This window comes from Paenibacillus sp. ClWae2A (assembly GCF_032452295.1).
Taxonomy (GTDB): domain Bacteria; phylum Bacillota; class Bacilli; order Paenibacillales; family Paenibacillaceae; genus Paenibacillus.
Genome location: NZ_JAULSQ010000002.1, coordinates 614,611 through 633,235, shown reverse-complemented (window position 1 = coordinate 633,235; position 18,625 = coordinate 614,611). Strand labels below are relative to the sequence as shown.

The following is an 18,625-nucleotide window of genomic DNA, read 5'->3' as shown; positions in this document are numbered from 1 at the left end:
GTGTACAATAACGAATGTGAACAGCAATGATAGCGATTACAAGATGAAAAGCGAAGAATTTAGGCTGGAGGGATTACAGAATGAAGAAACGAATTGGATTTATTGGACTTGGTATTATGGGACGTCCTATGTCATTGAACCTGATCCGGGCGGGATATGATGTAAGCGTATACGATATTAATCAAACGGCTGTGATGTCATTGGCTGATGAGGGAGCGCGAGGAGCAGCATCCCCAAAAGAGGTAGCTGAGCATAGTGATGTCATCTTCACGATGCTGCCCAACTCAGAGCATGTCCGCAGCGTTATCACGGGCGAACAAGGTGTGCTGGCAGGAGCCAATAAGGGAAGTATCGTTATCGATATGAGCTCCATCTCACCGGTTGTTTCCAAAGAGTTGGCTCAGCTTGTATCCCAATCCGGATTATATATGTTGGATGCACCTGTAAGTGGAGGAGAATCCAAAGCAATAGACGGTACACTGGCCATTATGGTGGGTGGTAATGAAATGATTTTTGAATCTGTGAAAGAGGTTCTGCAAGTGGTAGGACAGGATGTAACGCGAGTGGGGGATAACGGTTCAGGTGCAACAGCCAAGCTGGCAAATCAGATTATCGTGAACCTGAATATTGCCGCCATGTCCGAAGCGCTTGTATTTGCTGCCAAAGCCGGCATTGATGTGGAGAAAATGTATCAGGCGATCCGCAGCGGGCTTGCTGGAAGTGCAGTATTGGATGCAAAAGTGCCACTCATTCTGGATCGTAACTTTGTCGCAGGGGGACGGATCGATATTAATCTTAAAGACATGACCAATGTGATGGAAACGGCGCATGATATCGGAGTTCCTTTACCACTTAGCAGTCAGTTGCTGGAGATCTTCCATGCACTGAAGATTGATGGTAAAGCCGCAGATGATCATGGCGGAATCGTTCAGTATTTTGAGAAACTCGCAGGTGTAGAAGTGAATCGGGTCCAATAATAAAAAAAAGAAAAAAGAAAAAAGAAAAAAGAAAAAAGAAAAAAACAATTTTAATAGATATAGATATGAGGTGGAGAGACATGACCTATCAGACGTTATCAGATATCCTCGCAGCTCTTCGGACGGACAACTCTTCTGAAGGATTGCGAGAACAGATTAAACAATTGCAGGATGCTAGGGCTCGCAAAATTATTGTGCTGGATGATGACCCAACCGGTGTGCAGACGGTTTATGATATTGATGTGTTGACGCAGTGGGACAAGCCACTGTTGCAGGAGGCATTTCGATCCTCTGAGTCGTTATTCTATATTTTGACCAATACCCGAGGGCTGGATGCGGATACAGCGGAACGTATTAATCGGGAGATTGCCCGCAATGTGCAAGAGGTTGCAGCAGAGGAAGGAACGAGCTTCACCTTTGTCAGTCGTAGTGACTCCATGCTGCGTGGGTATTATCCGCTGGAGACGGATGTACTGGCCGAAGAAGTGGCGCGTGTCAGCGGACGTGCATATGACGGACAACTGATTATTCCAGCATTCTTTGAGGCAGGACGGGTTACGATAGGCAACACGCATTATATGGTCGAAGGTGAACAGTTGATTCCAGTTCATGAGACGGAATTTGCCAAGGATAAAGTATTCGGGTATGAGCATGGAGATCTGCCAGCATGGGTTGAGGAGAAGACATCAGGCCGTATTCAGGCTAGTTGCTGCCTTAGCATTTCGCTGGAGGAGATCCGTCAAGGTGTCGATGTGGTCAAAACGATTTTGCTGAAAGCCGAAGGCAATGTACCGATCATTGTGAATGCGCTCTCTTATGCAGACATGGATGTACTTTCTCTGGCTTTGCTACAAGCAGAGGATGAGGGAAAAGCTTTTATTTTCCGGACGGCGGCCTCCTTTGTCAAATCGTATGCGGGCATCTCGGATCAGGCATTTCTGCCTAAAGAACAGCTGATCGCAAGCGGACAGGAACAACATGGCGGTATTGTTGTTGTTGGTTCCTATGTACAGAAGACGACACGTCAATTGGAACAACTGCTTACATTTCCGGGTATCATAAGTCTGGAGATCGATGTGGAGCGTGTGTTAACTTCGGATGGATATACCGAGGAGATTCGACGAGTCATTGGGGAAGCGAACAGGCAGCTTGCGGAGGGGAGCAATGTTGTTGTATACAGCAGCCGTAAGCTCATAACCGTCGAAGGACATGAGGGTAATTTCAAGATCAGTCAGACGGTATCGTCAGCTTTGGTCGAGATTGTGCAATCTCTTGAAGTCGTACCAAAGTTCATTATTGCCAAAGGTGGCATTACATCCAGTGATGTGGCAACAAAAGGTCTGGCCATACGCAAAGCAAGGGTGCTCGGTCAGGTGGCTGCGGGTATACCGGTATGGTTGACAGGGGAAGAAGCCAAATTCAGTGGTATCCCATATATCGTGTTTCCGGGAAATGTTGGTGGGGAAAAAGCCCTTCTGGAAACGGTTGAGAAGATCGAAGCTTGAGCTTATTACGAAGGCGCGCAGTGTTCAGGTCGTTTAGGCCAGCGTAATACTGCGTGCTGACACAACATAACAACTTGGGGGAGGCTATTCGGATGTATTCCGTATTCGGTCTTAGTCATGATGCAAGTCTGCTGCTCTACGCACTGATATCCATTCTTGGATTGATTCTGTTAATTGCCAAATTTAAAATGAATCCTTTTGTTGCCCTGATCGTGGGCGCTGTCTTTATGGGATTGATCTCGGGTATGCCGTTCACGGATATCGTGAAGTCCTATCAGGAAGGTGTTGCAAGCGTTCTCGGATTTATCGCGATTGTTCTGGGACTTGGAACGATGCTTGGTAAACTCATGGCTGAGTCTGGTGGTGCCGAACGTATAGCCCAGACACTCGTACGTGTCTTCGGGGAGAAGAATGTACACTGGGCGATGATGGTTGTTGCGCTGATCTGTGGTATTCCGGTATTTATCCAGGTCGGGATCGTGCTGCTCTTCCCGCTAGTGTTTGTTATTGCAAAGCATACAGGGACATCACTCATCAAAATCGGACTTTCACTTGTCGCGGGTCTTGCTGTGGTGCACAGTCTGATCCCACCTCACCCGGCGGCGATGCTTGCTGTAGGAATCTTCAATGCGGATATCGGTAAAACGATCTTCCTGGCGCTGATTGTATCCCTTCCAGCCGCAGCGATTGCAGGTCCGCTCTATGGAACATGGATTTCCAAGCGGATCAAAGTTGAGACTTCAAGTGAGCTGATGGAACAGTTTACCGAGACCAAAGATCGGGAACTGCCTGGTTTCGGCATCACCCTCTTTACGATTTTGCTTCCGGTGATCCTGATGTTGCTGGCAACGATTGTGGATCTGATGCTGCCAGAGACGAACGCGTTCCGTCAGGTCGTTGATTTCATTGGTAGTCCGATTATTGCACTGCTGCTAGCTTTGCTCTTTGCCTTCTATTCCTTTGGATATGCACGTGGTTTCAGCAAACAGCAGATATTGAAATATACAAATGATTGCCTGGGCCCAGTTGCTTCCATCATCTTGCTGATTGGTGCGGGGGGCGGATTCAACCGCATCCTGACAGCCAGTGGTGTAGGTGATGCGATCGCAGGATTTGCCCAAAGTGCGCATCTGTCGCCACTTGTGTTAGCCTTTGTCATTGCCGGATTGATTCGTGCGGCGGTAGGTTCAGCTACGGTGGCTATGACAACAGCGGCAGGTATTGTGGCTCCAATCGCCATGACGATGCCGGGTGTAAGCCCGGAATTGCTGGTGCTCGCAACGGGAGCGGGTTCGATTATTTTGTCTCATGTGAATGATTCAGGGTTCTGGATTGTCAAAGAGTATTTGAATCTGTCTGTGCCGCAGACACTCAAGACATGGACGGTTATGGAGACCATTCTCGGATTTGCCGCCTTTGGCATGGTGTTATTGTTGAGTGTATTTATCTAACTGGAAAAAAATTGTGGACTTTATGACAATGAAGAAATGCCAATAATACTCATAAGCTCATAATGCCATAAACCTAAAAACACGCCGCTTTGGCGTGTTTTTGTTATCTTTACTACTCACAGTCCATCATGATTAAGATAGGTTGGTTGCAGGCTTTCCCGACTGCGTTGTACGAAAACGCTGCTCATAAATCTCGTTTACCCGGTGGAGAACGGCAGGGCCTTGCTCTGTGAAACGAAGTGCTGTTGCTTTGTTTTTAACCAGAAATGTACCGGATTCATGTCTGGTGGGTGATAAAGCCGCACTGTAGAGCAATGAAGCGCCATGGCTTGGATGAGGAAAGAACCATTTCATGATGGGTTTGATGTAGAAGGGCAGGCCGGATGTTTTCTTGCCCCTTAGCGTATTATTTCCACCGGGATCTACGCTTAGAAGTTGTATGCCATCCGCATCGGCAGACTTGGCAACCTCGCGTGTCCATAGAGATAGACCGAGCTTCGAAGTGGCATAAGGACCAAACAGTTTTTTGAATTCAGCTGGACGTTCCAAGATGTTCAGATCAAATTGTTTGACCATACTGAACGCGGTGGTGGAAGTATTAATGACTGTTTTCATCTGTCCTTTGAGCAATAGCTCAACTAGTTCCATATAAATGATGTAAGGGACTACCGTCTGAAGTTCAAAGTGCAGTTCATGCCCCTGATCAGAGAAACGAAGCTCCGAAGCGCTGCCCCCCGCATTGTTAAACAAGACATCGATCGAATCGGTATCGGATTTGATCTGATCCAGTGCAGTTCTCAGACTGTCGTAGTTGGTCAGATTAGCCTGAACCCAACGAAGCTCTCCTGAACGTAAGGCGTTCTGAATATCTTTATCCTCGGATGGGAAAGCAGAACGGTTGAGACCGATTACCTGCCATCCTTCAGCCAGTAACTTGCGTGTCAGTTCAAGACCAATTCCTGACGTTGAGCCTGTGATGAGAGCGGTGCGAAGCTGATTTTGTATATTCATATATACCTCCAGATAGAATGGGATTACAGAACGAATCTGTATGCTGCGCTCATTCTATAACTTGGAGTCGACTCCAAGTCAAGAGGGTGAAATGAAACGGATCATGCTTGACTTGGAGTCAGCTCCAAGTTGTAATATGGAGAGAAATGAATGTGGAGGAGGCCCATATGATGAGCGAGAATGAAGTGTTCTCCATTAAAGAAACGTCAGAACAAGCCGGATTATCGGAAGATACCATTCGTTATTATGAGAAGATTGGGCTGCTTCCCCAAGCAGAACGCAAGGCCAATCGCCATCGGGTATATCGCCCGGAGGATATCCATACGATGAAATTGATCACTTGCCTGAAAAAAACAGGAATGTCTCTGGAGGAAATGAAGCCTTATTTACAGATGTCCATGGATTCCGATCTCGCAGATTTCCCGGAGGAACGGGAGATGCTGGTGAATTACCGGAAGAAAGTTGAAGCACAGATTGCTTCGCTACAGCAAGTCGTTGATTTTATAGATGAGAAGTTGGAGAAACGAAGTATGTTTCCTGATGAATGCACTATTACCGGGGAGAACCAGATGTCTGTTTTTGAAAAACAAAACATATTCTCTTGATGGCGCTGCTGCCTATTTGAATCTGAAAACCCACGTTATGATGACGCGGGTCTTTTTGCTGTTACTAGCATTTAATATCGAATGTATGGCGAGGTTGTTAGATATCACTTTTTACGAAGAGGGTTGTCTGAAAAGAAGCTTAATGAAGCAGGGATATGATATATTAATGAGCAATGTTACACTTTTTTATATAGCAACTACATCTGTAGATTGAGAAGAATTCCAGATAAGAGAGGAACGACAGCATGGATTACTGGGGAATACTTGGTATAGAGCCTACTGAAGATTTAAATGCGATTCGACGGGCTTATTCATTACGGTTAAAACATAATCATCCAGAAGAGAATCCCGAAGGGTTCAAGGAACTTAGAGCAGCTTACGAGCAAGCTAGAAAAATAGCATCAACAGGTTCGATCCAACCGATAAATGTTGATTTTGATGATGATCGTACACACCACTTCACGGAAGATACGCAGGATTTAGCTCAAGGTATACATATCGAAGACTTACGTATAACTCCTCCTAAGCGGGAAGATCCGCTACGTGAAGTTGTAAATCATTTTCTGGAGAGAACGATTAGACTGTATGAAGATTTCGACTCACGCACTCGTTACGATCTATGGGTGAACCTTGTAGAGGATGAGCAATTCTGGAGCATTCAGGTTAGGGAAAGACTACACATCGAATTGTTAGATGTTTTGACAGAACGAAGCTGGCTGCCTGGTATGGTATGGAAATTATTGGATGATACGTTTGGCTGGATGGACAATGAACTGGAGTTAAGCGAGCGATTTTCTTCCTCGTTTCTAAGTCACATTCGTCACCAAAGTCAAAGTCTATATGATTTGCAGCTTGAATTTTTACACCAAGCGGCAGCAGATGGTTTGGAGATCGACGATTATTTATATTTTCGTGAATTCGCAAGACGTGCACTCATTCATCAAGACTTGGACACAGCGCACGAGATGTTGGGCAAAGCTTACGCAATGTATGAACAAGACCCTGTGTTACTGCGCTTGATTGCGGTATATTCGATGAACGTTGAGGATTGGGAGACTGCGCTCCACATGTACTCCAAGCTTGCAGTTATACTACCAAATGAGCCTCAAATTCTCCGTCACTTGGCAGACGTGTTACTGAAGTGTGGACATGCGGAAGAAGCGTTATCCATCAACATGCAGTTGTCGGAGGCAACTGAAGCAGTGATCTATAGCCCTGCTTTATCATCTGCAGCGCAGTGTCTAATCCAGTTGGGTAGAAAGAATGAAGTCATAGCCGTATATGAGGCAGCGTTAGAACGATTCCCAGCGGACTTGGAACTGCGAACTCGTCTATGGCATGTACGGCATGAATATGAGCAAGAACGCTTGACGATTTTGGAAGAGGAGCTTCAAAATGACAGCCCTCCTGGAACGAAACAGATCGAGGAACTGATGGAGCTTTACCGTATAAAGAAACGATCAGACAAGGTAATATCCATGATTGAAGGATTTGGATCAGAAGTACTGTTAAGCAGTAATGCTTGGTTTTTGGCTGCTCAAATGGCATACGATGTTGATCTAAAACTTGCTTTACAGTACCTTAATCAGTCTGTCGCAAGGGCTAAAGAAGAGGCCTTTGTTCATCAAGAGGCTTTGTACTTACGCATAAAGGTCAATTATAATCTTGATCATTATGAGGCAGTAATCTCAGACGGTCTTATTTTGAAAGAACACATGGCAGAAGAGCGGGGAGTTTATTTTTATCTCGGGGAATCCTATCGTATGCTTGAAAAATATGAACAGGCTATCTTGAATTATTTGCAGGCAAAAACATTAAATGGTGGCGCAGGCTACGAATTTGGGTTAGCTTTCAGTTACTATCATTTAGAAAAGTATGATAAGGCTATAACGTGCTTTGAGACTTATATGAATGAAGGTAATGAAAGTGCTGATCTCTATCACTACCTTGGCATCTCGTATATGAATGTAGAGCGATTCGAGGATGCTGTTCAGTGTTTCCAAGCTTGTCTACGTATCGAGAGTTATCCGAGCACACTGTATCATCTATTTACAGCCTACAGAAGACAAGCCAAGATTGATCTTACGTTGTCTACCATTGAACAATATTTGGAGACTGGGGACACTGCGTATCAAGATGAATCTCTTGGTGCAGCAGCGGATCTCCATTTTGCTAGAAAGAACTGGAGCACTGCTCATGATTTCTTCTTAGCGCTTCACAAAAAGATACCGGAGGTTTCTTTATTAACAAAAATGATTGCTGTCTGCCTGCTTGCGGATCGTAAGTTTGAGGAGGCAGCAAAATGGATTCTGAAGATTCAGGATCACGAGCCTAATAATCCGTGGGCGCTTTTACAGATGATTCGCATCTTTGCCGAACTCAAGCAGTGGGATGAGTTGGACAGTGCTATGGTGCATTATTATAAAACAGTAGAACCTGCCAAGATTGACGGTTACAGCTATTATTATGCGGGCTTACATCTATATCAGGCACGTAAATACGATGTCGCTCGCAAAATGTTGACCCGGGCTTACGAGTTTGGTTTGCGGGGGGATACATGCAGTTTACTGAGTTTATCCTATATGCATCTTGGTCAAGGAGAGTCGGCACTTGTGTATGCCAGAGAGGCTGTGGCAGACCGACCTGATCATCCGGATTACCTTGCACGTCTGCAGGATATGGAAGAGCGTCTGAGTCAACGGGGAGCCTGGTTTAATAAGCTGAAGTTCAATATATTCCAGATGGGATTGAAACAAACGGTACCACTTCAATTCCCTGATCTTTTGAATGATGAAGAGCTCAGACCGTATTATAACGTGGAGGTATTCAACGATGCATTCTTTGCTTGATACAAGACAACAGTGGACTCTGGCAGCGGGAGCTATTTTACTTGAGGCAAACGCTTTGGAATTCGCCACAGGGTATGATATTGAACGATTGGATGGGAAAAGGGAAGGCATCATTGAAATGTTTGGTCGAGCATGGAGTATTCGGGACGAGCAGTCATTTCATCAGCAAATGGAAAGTTTTCGAGAAGGAAGCGGGCACCATGATAAATTTGATCAACGCAGGGCGTTATTGTCTGTAATGACTCATCAGGAGCAGGAAAACTACATCCTTGGTTTGGAGGATGAGACGATCAGAACCCAATTGAGGGTCATCCAACTCTATGACAGTCGCCTGAATGCGGCAAGTATCAGCGCCTGGGACTGGGGAAGAGCCATATCAATTACACGGATGGCGATGCAGGTCGGTTATGTAGATGAGAAGACGGCATGGACGTTTATGTATGAAATGGCGCAGCGAATTCAAAAGGCGTATTCAAGTTGGACGGAATTCGGGCTTGCCTACCTCATAGGACGTCAGTATGGCTATGAAGAATTGGAGACGGAGTCAGCCCTGGAGCACTTTTCGATTGTAGAGCATTTGTTCGAACGGGTAGACAGTCCATGGAATGTACTTCCGTGGGAAGAAGCAACCGTTGGTCTGCCTGTTGAACCAGAAAGAGAGGGATAAGACCTTGACATTACAACAACTAAAATATGTGATCGAAGTTGCCACGCGCGGTTCCATGAATGAAGCGGCCAAACGGCTATTTATCTCGCAGCCCAGCCTGTCGAATGCCATTCGGGATCTGGAGCAGGAGCTGCGAATTACCATTTTTGAACGTACCAATAAGGGAATATCGCTGTCTAAAGAAGGCGTTGAGTTTCTAAGTTATGCACGTCAGGTGGTAGAACAAGCTGAACTGCTGGAGAATCGTTATCTGAACGCCAAGCCATCCCCGCAGCACTTCTCTGTATCGACACAACATTATGCGTTTGCGGTGAATGCCTTTGTTCGTCTGGTACAGCAGTATGGTCAGGATGAATACGAGTTGGCGCTTCGGGAGACAAAGACCTACGAGATTATTCAGGACGTGAAAAGCCTGCGTAGTGAAATTGGCATCCTGTATTTGAATGAATTTAATGCCAAGGTAATTAACAAATTGTTAAAAGATGCAGGTCTGGTTTTCACGAGTTTGTTCACAGCCAAACCCCATATCTTTATCAGTGTGAAGAACCCGCTGGCGAAGCAGGAGTCGGTTGCAATCGAGCAACTGCAGGATTATCCGTATTTGTCATTTGACCAGGGAGAGTACAATTCCTTTCATTTTTCCGAAGAGATCCTGAGTACGTTATCTCACCCCAAAAGCATACAGGTCAATGACCGCGCAACATTGTTTAACCTGTTGATTGGTTTGAATGGTTATACGATCTCCACGGGTGTACTTAGCGCCGATCTGAACGGAAACGAGATAATTCCTGTACCGCTGGAATGTGAGGAAACTATTAATGTAGGCTGGATAAGCCACAAGAGTACTTCTCTCTCTAATCTGGGTGTAGCATATGTCCAAGCTCTTCATGAGGCCATAGGGTCTTAGTAGTGTTAAATGGTTCATCAATAGGCCGTTTCCGGTTGAGTCGGAACGGTTTTTTTGTTGTACTACGAACATTCAAGTATAGGGTGGTATGTTGTCATCCCGTGTAATAGAATGAAGGTATATGTCGAATAGGTGTAACAGATTGAAGGGAGAACGGTTAGTGAGAGTTCTGTATCGGAATAAAAGTGAACAGCATGAGCTGACGGTATATGATACCAAAAAGCTGTATGGAGAGAAGGGGCGATTTCGTGTATTAGAGTTCTCCAACGCAGCTGTGCAGGGTGCAATGGATCTGGATGAGCCTGCCCGGATGGTATTGGAGTATCCAAGAGCGATGGTACATCTAATGGAACGGAATGACCCTGAATTTGATACCGTATTTGTGGTGGGACATGGTATTGGCACATTGCCAACCTACTTGTCTGATCGTCAGGTAAAGGTGGCTGAGCTGGACGCAGAGGTCGTGGAGTTAAGCCGAACCTTTTTTGGATATGAGGGAAGTCCAGTGCTCATTGGGGATGGTCGTGAATTATTAGGCCAGGAGTCCGCTGCGACATATGATTATATTATTATTGATGCTTTTACGGCAACGGGTACACCCGAGCAGTTTATATCCAGTGATTTTTTTGCCATGGTCAAGGACAAGCTGGACTCGGACGGATCTGTGATTCTTAATGTGTTCGGGCGTGCGGGCAACGACCGGCTTGTCAATGCGATCTATACGACACTTCAGGCACAGTTTGCCTATACACGTGCATTCGCATTACCTGCAGAAACAGCGGATGAAGTTCAAAATCGCATTTTAATGGGCAGTCATCACCCGATCGAATTTCAGGTTCGACACATGGCAGGGTTTGTTGAACAAGAGCCAGAAGAAGGATATATCATTGTCGATTAGGGCGATCCTGAACAGTGATTCTTCCAGGAAAGTAAAATGTCATTAAATCGTCAATCTTACGATGTAATTGTTAAGATTTCTCAAACTCTTTATTTGATTTTAACAACTTTCATATAAGATAGAAGGAATATGCCTTTTCATGAAAATCCGGGGGAAGTAAACGATGATTGCACAGATCAAGAGATCTAGATTACGAAAAAAAATAAAAAACATCAAGAAGATCAGCCTTACGGCTTTGCTCGGCGGGCTGGTAACCATTTCAGTTTTAATGACATTGACCATCATGGTCATCTCATCTTATACATCTCAGAAACAGTCACTCATTGATAACACCCTATCGCTAAACTATGCAAGCGCTGTGCAAATGAGCCAAACTCTGGATTCGCTTTTTTATTCCATGCAGGAGAGCTTGAAATATGCAGCCAAATATTTCCCGGATATGGATCGCTCCAATACAAAAGAATTGAATTCCACATTGGATTTGGTTCGCAATAGCAGTAATTTTTTCAATTCCGTTTCTTTGGTAGATAAAGCGGGAGTAGTCAGATCTACCTCACCTTACTCAGAGGCTAGTGTAGGTCACCATGTTAGTTCCAATGCAGCAAAAGAAGCGGTTAATTTACGGGCTTCGTATATCTCCGAAGCGTACCAGACACCCAGAACCAAACGCAGAATTGTATTTGTCAGTGAACCGATCTTTGATTCGACAGGGGCGTACCAAGGAACGATTGGTGGAAATATCTTTTTACAGGAAAATAATATATTGAGTCTGTCTTTTGGCAGTCAGCTCAAGACAAGTAATGGTTCCTACTTTTTTATTGTGGATAAAAAGGGCACTTTGTTATTTCACCCAAACACCAACCGAATTGGTGAAAATGTCAGTAAAAATGAAGTGGTGCAAAAGCTGCTAGTAAACGAAAACGGTAAAGAACAATACAAAAACCTGGCAGGGGTAGATTCACTTGCAGGTTATTACAAAGTTCCATCAACAGACTGGGGTATCGTAATCGTGTCTCCAACCCAAACGGTGTACGATCAGTTGAATCATCATATCCGTATGTTGTTGCTGTACACCTCAGTGCCTTTCCTGATCCTGACCCTTATTGTGGTTCGGGTTGCACGCAAGCTGGCCAGTCCTTTTGCTATGTTGGCTGATTTGGTGAATCAGGTCGATAAGGGTCAAGTGGATCTGCCGGTGATAAAACCTCACTGGAATAGAGAGGCAGACCTTCTCACAAGAGCAGTTGTTGGCGCATTGGTGAACTTTAGGAAACAGACAAACCAGCTTGTCTATGATGCCAGAACCGATGTTTTAACAGGCATGAACAATCGCAGAACCTTCGAAGAAGCCATCCAGGAATGGATTCAGGATGAAGTGCCATTCTCCATTATTGTTCTGGATATTGACCGTTTCAAATCCATTAATGATACATTCGGGCATCATGCGGGTGATGAAGTACTGAAACACATTGCCAATATCATTCAATTGTCTGTTCGCTCAGAAGATGTCTGTGCCCGGTTTGGTGGAGAGGAATTTGTAGTCTTGTTAAGGAATTCCGAGTCCAACGTGGCTTTTGAGATTGCTGAACGTATCCGAATAACGGTCGAGGAAAGCATATTGCCTATAGAACGTTCTGTCACCATCTCGGCTGGAATTGCTGAATATCCAAAGCACTCCACATCATCCACAGAACTGTTTCACTTGGCGGATAATGCATTGTATCAAGCGAAGGAAGAGGGGCGTAACCGTACGGTTACGATCCAGACGGTTATTAAATAAGCAGCAAAGAAGCTGTTCCCTAAAAACAAGGGACAGCTTCTTTTGTGTTTTATACCTCTTGTGAGGATCTGGCCAGAACCTCATTTGTATACGTTTCTCCCCAATCTCGCATGCTGAAGATGATCGGCCGTAATGTTTCACCAAATGGTGTGAGGGAATACTCCACTTTAGGTGGGATCTGGGGGTATATTTCACGATGAACAATTCCACTGCCTTCCAACTCTCGAAGTTGCAGGGTGAGCATACGCTGGGTGATGTCAGGAAACAATTTTCGGAGCTCGTTAAATCTCAAAGGACCAGAGAATAAATGATACAAAATGGCACCTTTCCATTTGCCTCCGATCACACTAAGGGTAACTTCCACGGAACAGCCGTATGGCGTGGGACATGGATTGGTTGCGTCCTTTTTCATTATAAGTGCACCTCCGCTTTACGGTGATTTTCTATAGTATCCATTTGGGTGGTTACATTACATAAAGTACGTATAGTTCATGAAAGAGCATATCATTTATGATGCAGATTATAAACCCTAATTCTAGGCTCAGGCAGATGAGATGATGTCTATAAGAAAAAAAAGAGCCCCGGTTTCGTCTTGCGAAACATTGAGGCTCCATGTGATGAATTTTGTACATTATATCAGGGCATCGAGGGAATATGCACCGGCTCCAAACAGGAATCCACCGACCAGTTCAGCAAGTCCGGCACACACTGCCAAGGCTCTGGATGTTAAAATATGATAATGAGCGTATATACGCTACTTCAGTGACGATAGAATGGAGTCACATAAAGCCATCGTTGCAATACTATCCTTGGCGCTGGAATATGGGACGGTCTGATTCTGGCAACACTTGATGAAGTGCACCATTTCACCAACAAACCCGCGTAGATAAAGGTCGCGATAAGCTCCTGACATGGGAGACCCGGAAGGTGTATATACGGTATCTTGTTCCTCGAGAGATTTCCAGGGAATGCTGGTCGAGCTTCGGGATTGATGAACAGTAAGTGTATTGATCTCTTCAGCTGATGCAAATCCGTTGTCAAAGGTGACGAGTACACTTTCACTCTCCCGTGACCAAGCACTCATGCCGGTAAAATAAGCACTGCCTACTACGTTATTCTCAAATACAAGGGAAATGCTTTGATTAATGTGTTCCCCATCTTTCACGGCTGTGCCTGTAACTCGTATTGCTTCTCCGAATAAGTAACGCATCAGATCGACCATATGAATGGCAGCGAGCTTCATGAACTGTTCCTCATCCTTGCAAAATGGGGTACTGTCTACAGCGAATTTCATCTGGAATGAACGCACTTTACCTAGCGAACTACTATCAATGAGTTCCTTCAGCTTCATATATACCGGAGCATAACGTTTCATAAAACCGACCATGACAACGACGCCAGCCTGCTCGGCAGCTTCTGCTACAGTAGCGGCTTCCGCTGCGTTCCATCCGAGCGGCTTATCCACGTATACATTCTTGCCAGCCCGAATGCATTCAAGGACAAGAGCGGTCTGATCTACAGGCTGGGCGACCACAACGACTCCGTCACAAGTTTCCTGCTGTAACATAAGCAGAGCATTGTCATACGCGTTCCCGTTGCTGCCAAATCGCAGCAGAGCTGCTTCAGAGCGTTCCATACTGCGAGTGGCTATGGCCTGGATCTGCGCTCCGGCTTCAACAACAGAAGGATATATATTCGTGGATGCATGAAACCCGGCACCGATAAAGCACAGATGGGTTGTTTTCAAAATTAGATTCTCTCCTTCATTTTTGCATTCGTATGGATGGATTATTTGTTTAATGTTACGATAGGATGTTTGGTGATGATAAAAAAGGACATATGTCCTATTCCTGAATGAATAAAAAAGAAGTTGCATTTTTATTTTGGAGCATGTATACTCTGAATTACGGTAAAACAAGGAATTGCTTCACCGGAACATTTTTCATCGATGGATGAGGAGATACATATTATGCGGTCGTGGCGGAATTGGCAGACGCGCACGGTTCAGGTCCGTGTGGGCTAACCCCCCGTGGAGGTTCGAGTCCTCTCGACCGCATCTAACCAAAGAAAGGTTCGTGAGTTGCTCTAGGGCAATTCACGAACCTTTTTTTATTTTGTGGATCATTCGTGTGAAGCCTACATTTTGCTACCAGCATGCTTGCTAATGCTAATGTTGCCGCTGGCGTAGAATGACTGCCATGATGATCCCGGCAATGGCTCCTGCAATACCGAACAGCGTAACACTGGCAACCACTTCAACCGACTGGAGACGAAACAAAAAAGCGATACCGCTGCCAAAGGTAGTTCCGGCCAGAAATCCGAGCGAAATTCCTAATTCTTTGGTTAATTTCATTGCTTCACCTACTTGGAAATGTGAGATATGGATTTGCAAATATTGGGTACAGGCAGTAAAGTGTGATCAGGAAAATCATCACATTTTATTTCCTTTTTTATCTTGTGGTTTTAACCCGTTAATTATGCATGATATCTCATATGGGAGGGTAAGAGCGAATGAATATGAACGAACGAATTGCAGCATGGAATGAGGAAGCACAGCAGTGTGCTTGCGGTCATCAACACCGAGTGGTGGATATGCTGATACATCTGGAAGCTGGGGCCATTCAGAGGTTACCGGGTTATTTGTCTGAGCAAGGATACCATCAGGTGACGGTTGTTTATGATCGACATACGTTTCAGGCGGCAGGATCTGATGTGCTGAGTAGTATTCGCGAAGTGGGAATGCATGTGGATGAGATCGCTCTGCCGGAGAATCGGACAGGTGATATCATTGCGGACGAAGCGGCTATTGTGCAGGTTATGTTGGGTGTGAGACTCGAAAGTCAGGCTGTAATTGCGGTGGGTTCAGGTACCATTCATGATCTGGTGAGATTTGTTTGTTCCAAAATGAACAAGCCCTTTCTGTCGATACCGACAGCGGCTTCAGTGGATGGGTTTACCTCTGCGGGTGCACCCTTAATTGTAAGCGGCGTCAAACAAACGTTTCAGGCTGTTCCGCCTGAGGCTATCTTTGCCGATCTGGATATTCTGGAGCAAGCCCCCCAAGTGATGACGGCTGCCGGATTCGGAGATATGCTTGGTAAATATACTTCGCTTGCAGACTGGGTTGTTTCTCGTGAACTGGGCGGAGAACCGTTCTGTCCAGTCGCTTATCGGATGACAGAAGAAGCGCTGAATACCTGCATTGATCATGTACAAGCTATTGCGGAGGGGCGGGCTGAAGGAGTGGCTGTATTAATGGACGCATTGATTGTTTCTGGCCTCTCCATGCTGATTATTGACCATTCCCGTCCGGCATCCGGAGGTGAGCATCATCTGTCCCACATCTTGGAGATGGATCTGATGCAAGCGGGAGAAAGACCGGTTCTGCATGGTGCCAAAGTTGGCGTAGCTTGTGCATTGCTTACAGTGAAATATAAAGAACTTGTACAGACATCGGGTGAACCAGTGTTTGGGATATATGACCAATTGCCGGAGGCTTCTCAGCTTATCGCATGGTTGGAACAAGTAGGGGGACCTGTGACTACTGAGCAGCTCGGTGTAACCCCGGAGATGGTGGAACATGCGTTCAACACAGCGCATACGCTTCGTCCTCGATATACCGGATTGAGATATATCAATGAAGTGTTAAACACGAGGTCAGGATGACCTTTTAGAGAGAATGGTCACGATGAAATGCATAAACTTAGCTTGTAACGGACTGTGATGGCTCTCCATGGGAGCAAAAGGCGAAAAAGGGTAGGTTATCTGACATTTCTGATGGAATAGCCAGAACAGTGCTTCAAGTCCGAGAGAGAAGGCATGCATTTTATTTTAAAAAAGGCTCTGGCCTCCCTATGGGGAGATCAGAGCCTTTTGGCTGTTCGCTTATTTAGTTGTTGCGACGATCTTTCAAGATGACATCTGCGAACAAAATAGTTTTCGGGATACGGAAAAATTGCTCCGCTTGTTCCTGAAATGCAGCAGAAGGCAGTGTTCCCTGATGCAGCCATTTGCGGAAAGTGCCGGGATGAACCCCGATCCAGTGGCTGACATCTGTCACCGACAGATCATGGACCATACACAAGCCTGTCAAAATACGGTTACTAACCGGAGAACGGGTCACCGTACGCTTCATGAAGCGAGATGACTCGGGTTGACATATGACAGGGCTATTACGCACAACTTCTTCATTGAAGAGAATATGACGCGGGTAGCCGAGTAATTGGCAAGTCTTGTCCAAATTGGTACTGCCGGGTATCCGTCCTTCATATACCCACGCACTGACACTGCGTGAAGAGATGGAGAGGTCTTCAGCGAGCTGGGACAACTTGATATCATTGGCCATCAGCACGGCAAGAAGAACACGATTGCGGATTTGACAGCGTGTCGGTTTTCGGAATCGTTTAACACGGACGCCTTTTCCCAAGTATTTACGGTTGATCAGAGACCACGCCTGGATGGAATGTTGTTCTGGTTGATTAGGCATATTTCCTCCGATTTTTTTTAACCAAATACTACAATAAACAACGGGGTACTTTCAAGTGCCAGGATTACCGGTTACAAATGCGTCAATGCGTGAATTCACGATAAAGAGGGAACTACGAACTAGACCATACGCAATTCACATCCTAGTATATTCCTAGATTACAATGTTTCACTAAAAATGAGGGGAGAAATTGAACAGGAATAAAAATAATATAGTTCTAATTGCTTATTACTGGGTCTAAAGAACTTTTATCTGTTTTTTGTTGATATGATGCGGTTTATTTCCCTGAATTCCCCAAAAGCATGTGATTTTCGTTCCGCTGTTGCGTAGAGGATGTGCACAAATCTGAAATGATAAATCCGCATGTTCAGCATGACATGTGACCTGTCAAATCTCTTACTTTTACATATATTGTATGATACTCAAGTGTAAGGGAGAGGTGAGGAACGTGCATCTATCTGTGAATACCTTTGCTGTCATCTCGGGAGCATTTGTTACGTTTGCTTTTGGCGGATGGGATCAATTGTTGAGCCTGCTCGCGGTCGCGATGGCTGTGGATTATATAACAGGTTTGGCAGCGGCGGTAAGAACAGGTACCGGGTTGAATAGCAACATTGGATTCTGGGGGATTGCTCGCAAAGGGCTCATGCTGACCGTTGTTTTGCTTGCTCACCGAATTGACCTGATCATGGGAACCGATTTTATCAAAGGCGGAGCTATTTATTTCTATCTGGTGAATGAACTTATTTCGATTACCGAGAATTATGCCAAAATCGGTCTTCCATTGCCCGCAAAGCTCAGACAGGCCATTGCAGTGTTGAAGAAACAGGAGGATCAGGAGGATCTGATGAATCGTGAATGGTCCAAACCGCAGCAAACCCCGGACAACATCAAGCAGCAGGCTGAAACAGGACAAACTCTGCAGGATGAATCCGCGAAACAGACGGAGGATGGATCGCAAAAGAAATCCGAATCGAAAGAAAACGGTTCGGATTAGTTTTCTTATCAAGAGAACGTTTCCAAGTATCCTTTCGTAATAGAGAACGTTATGATATATTTTGGATACATGAAAATTCATTCATTTCTACTATTATATTAAACGAGGTGTTTGCCCAGATGATAAAACATATTGTCCTGTTCAAAATGAAAGATCGCTCAGCAGAAAGTATTGAAGCTGCAGCACAGGTGCTTCGCAATCTGGAAGGTAAAATTGATGTCCTAGTTTCACTTGAAATCGGGATTGATGTGCTTCGCTCGGAGAGATCATTCGACATTTCACTCACGGCGGAGTTTGCGTCACTGGAGGATCTTCAGGCGTATCAGGTGCACCCGCTTCATCAGGAAGTAATCAAGTACATGAACGAAGTCAGAGAACAGTCAATTGCAGTGGACTACGAAATCTGATCTGTCATTCAAACTACGTTGAGATAAAGGGGACTCTGCATGAGCGATTTAAGAGACGTTATGGAATTTCTATATATTTTTGTTG

At 45.2% G+C, this 18,625-nt stretch carries 16 protein-coding genes, 1 tRNA gene and 1 pseudogene; 13 read left to right on the top strand and 5 right to left on the bottom strand.

Going from position 1 to position 18,625, the window contains the following annotated elements; genetic code table 11:
* Positions 1 to 80: 80 nt before the first annotated feature.
* From garR to QVE09_RS08880, 3 genes are all read left to right on the top strand, one after another.
* Positions 81 to 977, top strand: coding sequence for a 2-hydroxy-3-oxopropionate reductase (gene garR, locus QVE09_RS08890; RefSeq protein WP_315936516.1), 897 nt, complete (start codon positions 81 to 83; stop codon positions 975 to 977).
* 80 nt (positions 978 to 1,057) lie between these two features.
* Complete coding sequence (locus tag QVE09_RS08885; RefSeq protein WP_315936515.1) at positions 1,058 to 2,482, top strand: four-carbon acid sugar kinase family protein; 1,425 nt, start codon at positions 1,058 to 1,060, stop codon at positions 2,480 to 2,482.
* Positions 2,483 to 2,574: 92 nt separating this feature from the next.
* Positions 2,575 to 3,933: a GntP family permease gene (locus QVE09_RS08880; RefSeq protein WP_315936514.1), complete on the top strand. Its 1,359-nt coding sequence runs from the start codon at positions 2,575 to 2,577 to the stop codon at positions 3,931 to 3,933.
* Between the two features lie 132 nt (positions 3,934 to 4,065).
* On the opposite strand, the gene QVE09_RS08875 is transcribed toward QVE09_RS08880, so the two are convergent.
* Positions 4,066 to 4,944, bottom strand: coding sequence for an SDR family NAD(P)-dependent oxidoreductase (locus QVE09_RS08875; protein WP_315936513.1), 879 nt, complete (start codon positions 4,942 to 4,944; stop codon positions 4,066 to 4,068).
* Between the two features lie 170 nt (positions 4,945 to 5,114).
* Here QVE09_RS08875 and QVE09_RS08870 point away from each other — a divergent pair, with 170 nt between their 5' ends.
* The 6 genes from QVE09_RS08870 (at position 5,115) to QVE09_RS08845 (ending at position 12,650) form a co-directional block, all read left to right on the top strand.
* Positions 5,115 to 5,549: a MerR family transcriptional regulator gene (locus tag QVE09_RS08870; RefSeq protein WP_315936512.1), complete on the top strand. Its 435-nt coding sequence runs from the start codon at positions 5,115 to 5,117 to the stop codon at positions 5,547 to 5,549.
* Between the two features lie 245 nt (positions 5,550 to 5,794).
* Positions 5,795 to 8,398 carry a hypothetical protein gene (locus QVE09_RS08865; RefSeq protein WP_315936511.1) on the top strand — a complete coding sequence of 868 codons (2,604 nt, stop codon included), beginning with the start codon at positions 5,795 to 5,797 and terminating at the stop codon, positions 8,396 to 8,398.
* Entirely contained in the window at positions 8,382 to 9,065 is a 684-nt protein-coding gene (locus QVE09_RS08860; protein ID WP_315936510.1) for a DUF1266 domain-containing protein, read from the top strand. The genes QVE09_RS08865 and QVE09_RS08860 overlap by 17 nt, the downstream gene beginning before the upstream one ends.
* 4 nt (positions 9,066 to 9,069) lie before the next feature.
* Complete coding sequence (locus QVE09_RS08855) at positions 9,070 to 9,972, top strand: LysR family transcriptional regulator (RefSeq protein ID WP_315936509.1); 903 nt, start codon at positions 9,070 to 9,072, stop codon at positions 9,970 to 9,972.
* Positions 9,973 to 10,132: 160 nt separating this feature from the next.
* Positions 10,133 to 10,870, top strand: coding sequence for a spermidine synthase (locus QVE09_RS08850; RefSeq protein ID WP_315936508.1), 738 nt, complete (start codon positions 10,133 to 10,135; stop codon positions 10,868 to 10,870).
* Positions 10,871 to 11,033: 163 nt separating this feature from the next.
* On the top strand, positions 11,034 to 12,650 hold the full coding sequence (locus QVE09_RS08845) for a sensor domain-containing diguanylate cyclase (protein ID WP_315936507.1): 1,617 nt from the start codon (positions 11,034 to 11,036) through the stop codon (positions 12,648 to 12,650).
* A 49-nt stretch (positions 12,651 to 12,699) separates the two neighbouring features.
* Here the strand turns inward: QVE09_RS08845 and QVE09_RS08840 are convergent, their stop codons facing one another.
* A complete protein-coding gene (locus tag QVE09_RS08840; RefSeq protein ID WP_315936506.1) occupies positions 12,700 to 13,062 on the bottom strand; it encodes a winged helix-turn-helix transcriptional regulator in 363 nt (120 codons plus the stop codon).
* Positions 13,063 to 13,404: 342 nt separating this feature from the next.
* Positions 13,405 to 14,397 carry a Gfo/Idh/MocA family protein gene (locus tag QVE09_RS08835; RefSeq protein ID WP_315936505.1) on the bottom strand — a complete coding sequence of 331 codons (993 nt, stop codon included), beginning with the start codon at positions 14,395 to 14,397 and terminating at the stop codon, positions 13,405 to 13,407.
* Between the two features lie 224 nt (positions 14,398 to 14,621).
* Between QVE09_RS08835 and QVE09_RS08830 the strand changes: the two genes are divergently transcribed.
* Positions 14,622 to 14,706: transfer RNA gene (locus QVE09_RS08830), tRNA-Leu, on the top strand.
* 111 nt (positions 14,707 to 14,817) lie between these two features.
* On the opposite strand, the gene QVE09_RS08825 is transcribed toward QVE09_RS08830, so the two are convergent.
* Positions 14,818 to 15,003, bottom strand: a complete 186-nt coding sequence (locus tag QVE09_RS08825; protein ID WP_076209053.1) for a hypothetical protein — start codon at positions 15,001 to 15,003, stop codon at positions 14,818 to 14,820.
* A 158-nt stretch (positions 15,004 to 15,161) separates the two neighbouring features.
* On the opposite strand from QVE09_RS08825, the gene QVE09_RS08820 reads away from it, so the two are divergent.
* The gene (locus QVE09_RS08820) at positions 15,162 to 16,316 is read left to right on the top strand and encodes a sn-glycerol-1-phosphate dehydrogenase (protein ID WP_315936504.1); all 1,155 of its coding nucleotides are present in this window, start codon (positions 15,162 to 15,164) and stop codon (positions 16,314 to 16,316) included.
* Positions 16,317 to 16,539: 223 nt separating this feature from the next.
* Here the strand turns inward: QVE09_RS08820 and QVE09_RS08815 are convergent, their stop codons facing one another.
* Positions 16,540 to 17,136, bottom strand: coding sequence for a helix-turn-helix domain-containing protein (locus QVE09_RS08815; protein WP_017689431.1), 597 nt, complete (start codon positions 17,134 to 17,136; stop codon positions 16,540 to 16,542).
* Between the two features lie 448 nt (positions 17,137 to 17,584).
* On the opposite strand from QVE09_RS08815, the pseudogene QVE09_RS08810 reads away from it, so the two are divergent.
* Positions 17,585 to 17,968 (top strand): annotated as a pseudogene (locus tag QVE09_RS08810) (phage holin family protein); the annotation flags it as partial.
* A gap of 284 nt (positions 17,969 to 18,252) precedes the next feature.
* Positions 18,253 to 18,540, top strand: coding sequence for a Dabb family protein (locus QVE09_RS08805; protein WP_017689429.1), 288 nt, complete (start codon positions 18,253 to 18,255; stop codon positions 18,538 to 18,540).
* The last annotated feature ends 85 nt before the right edge of the window (positions 18,541 to 18,625 follow it).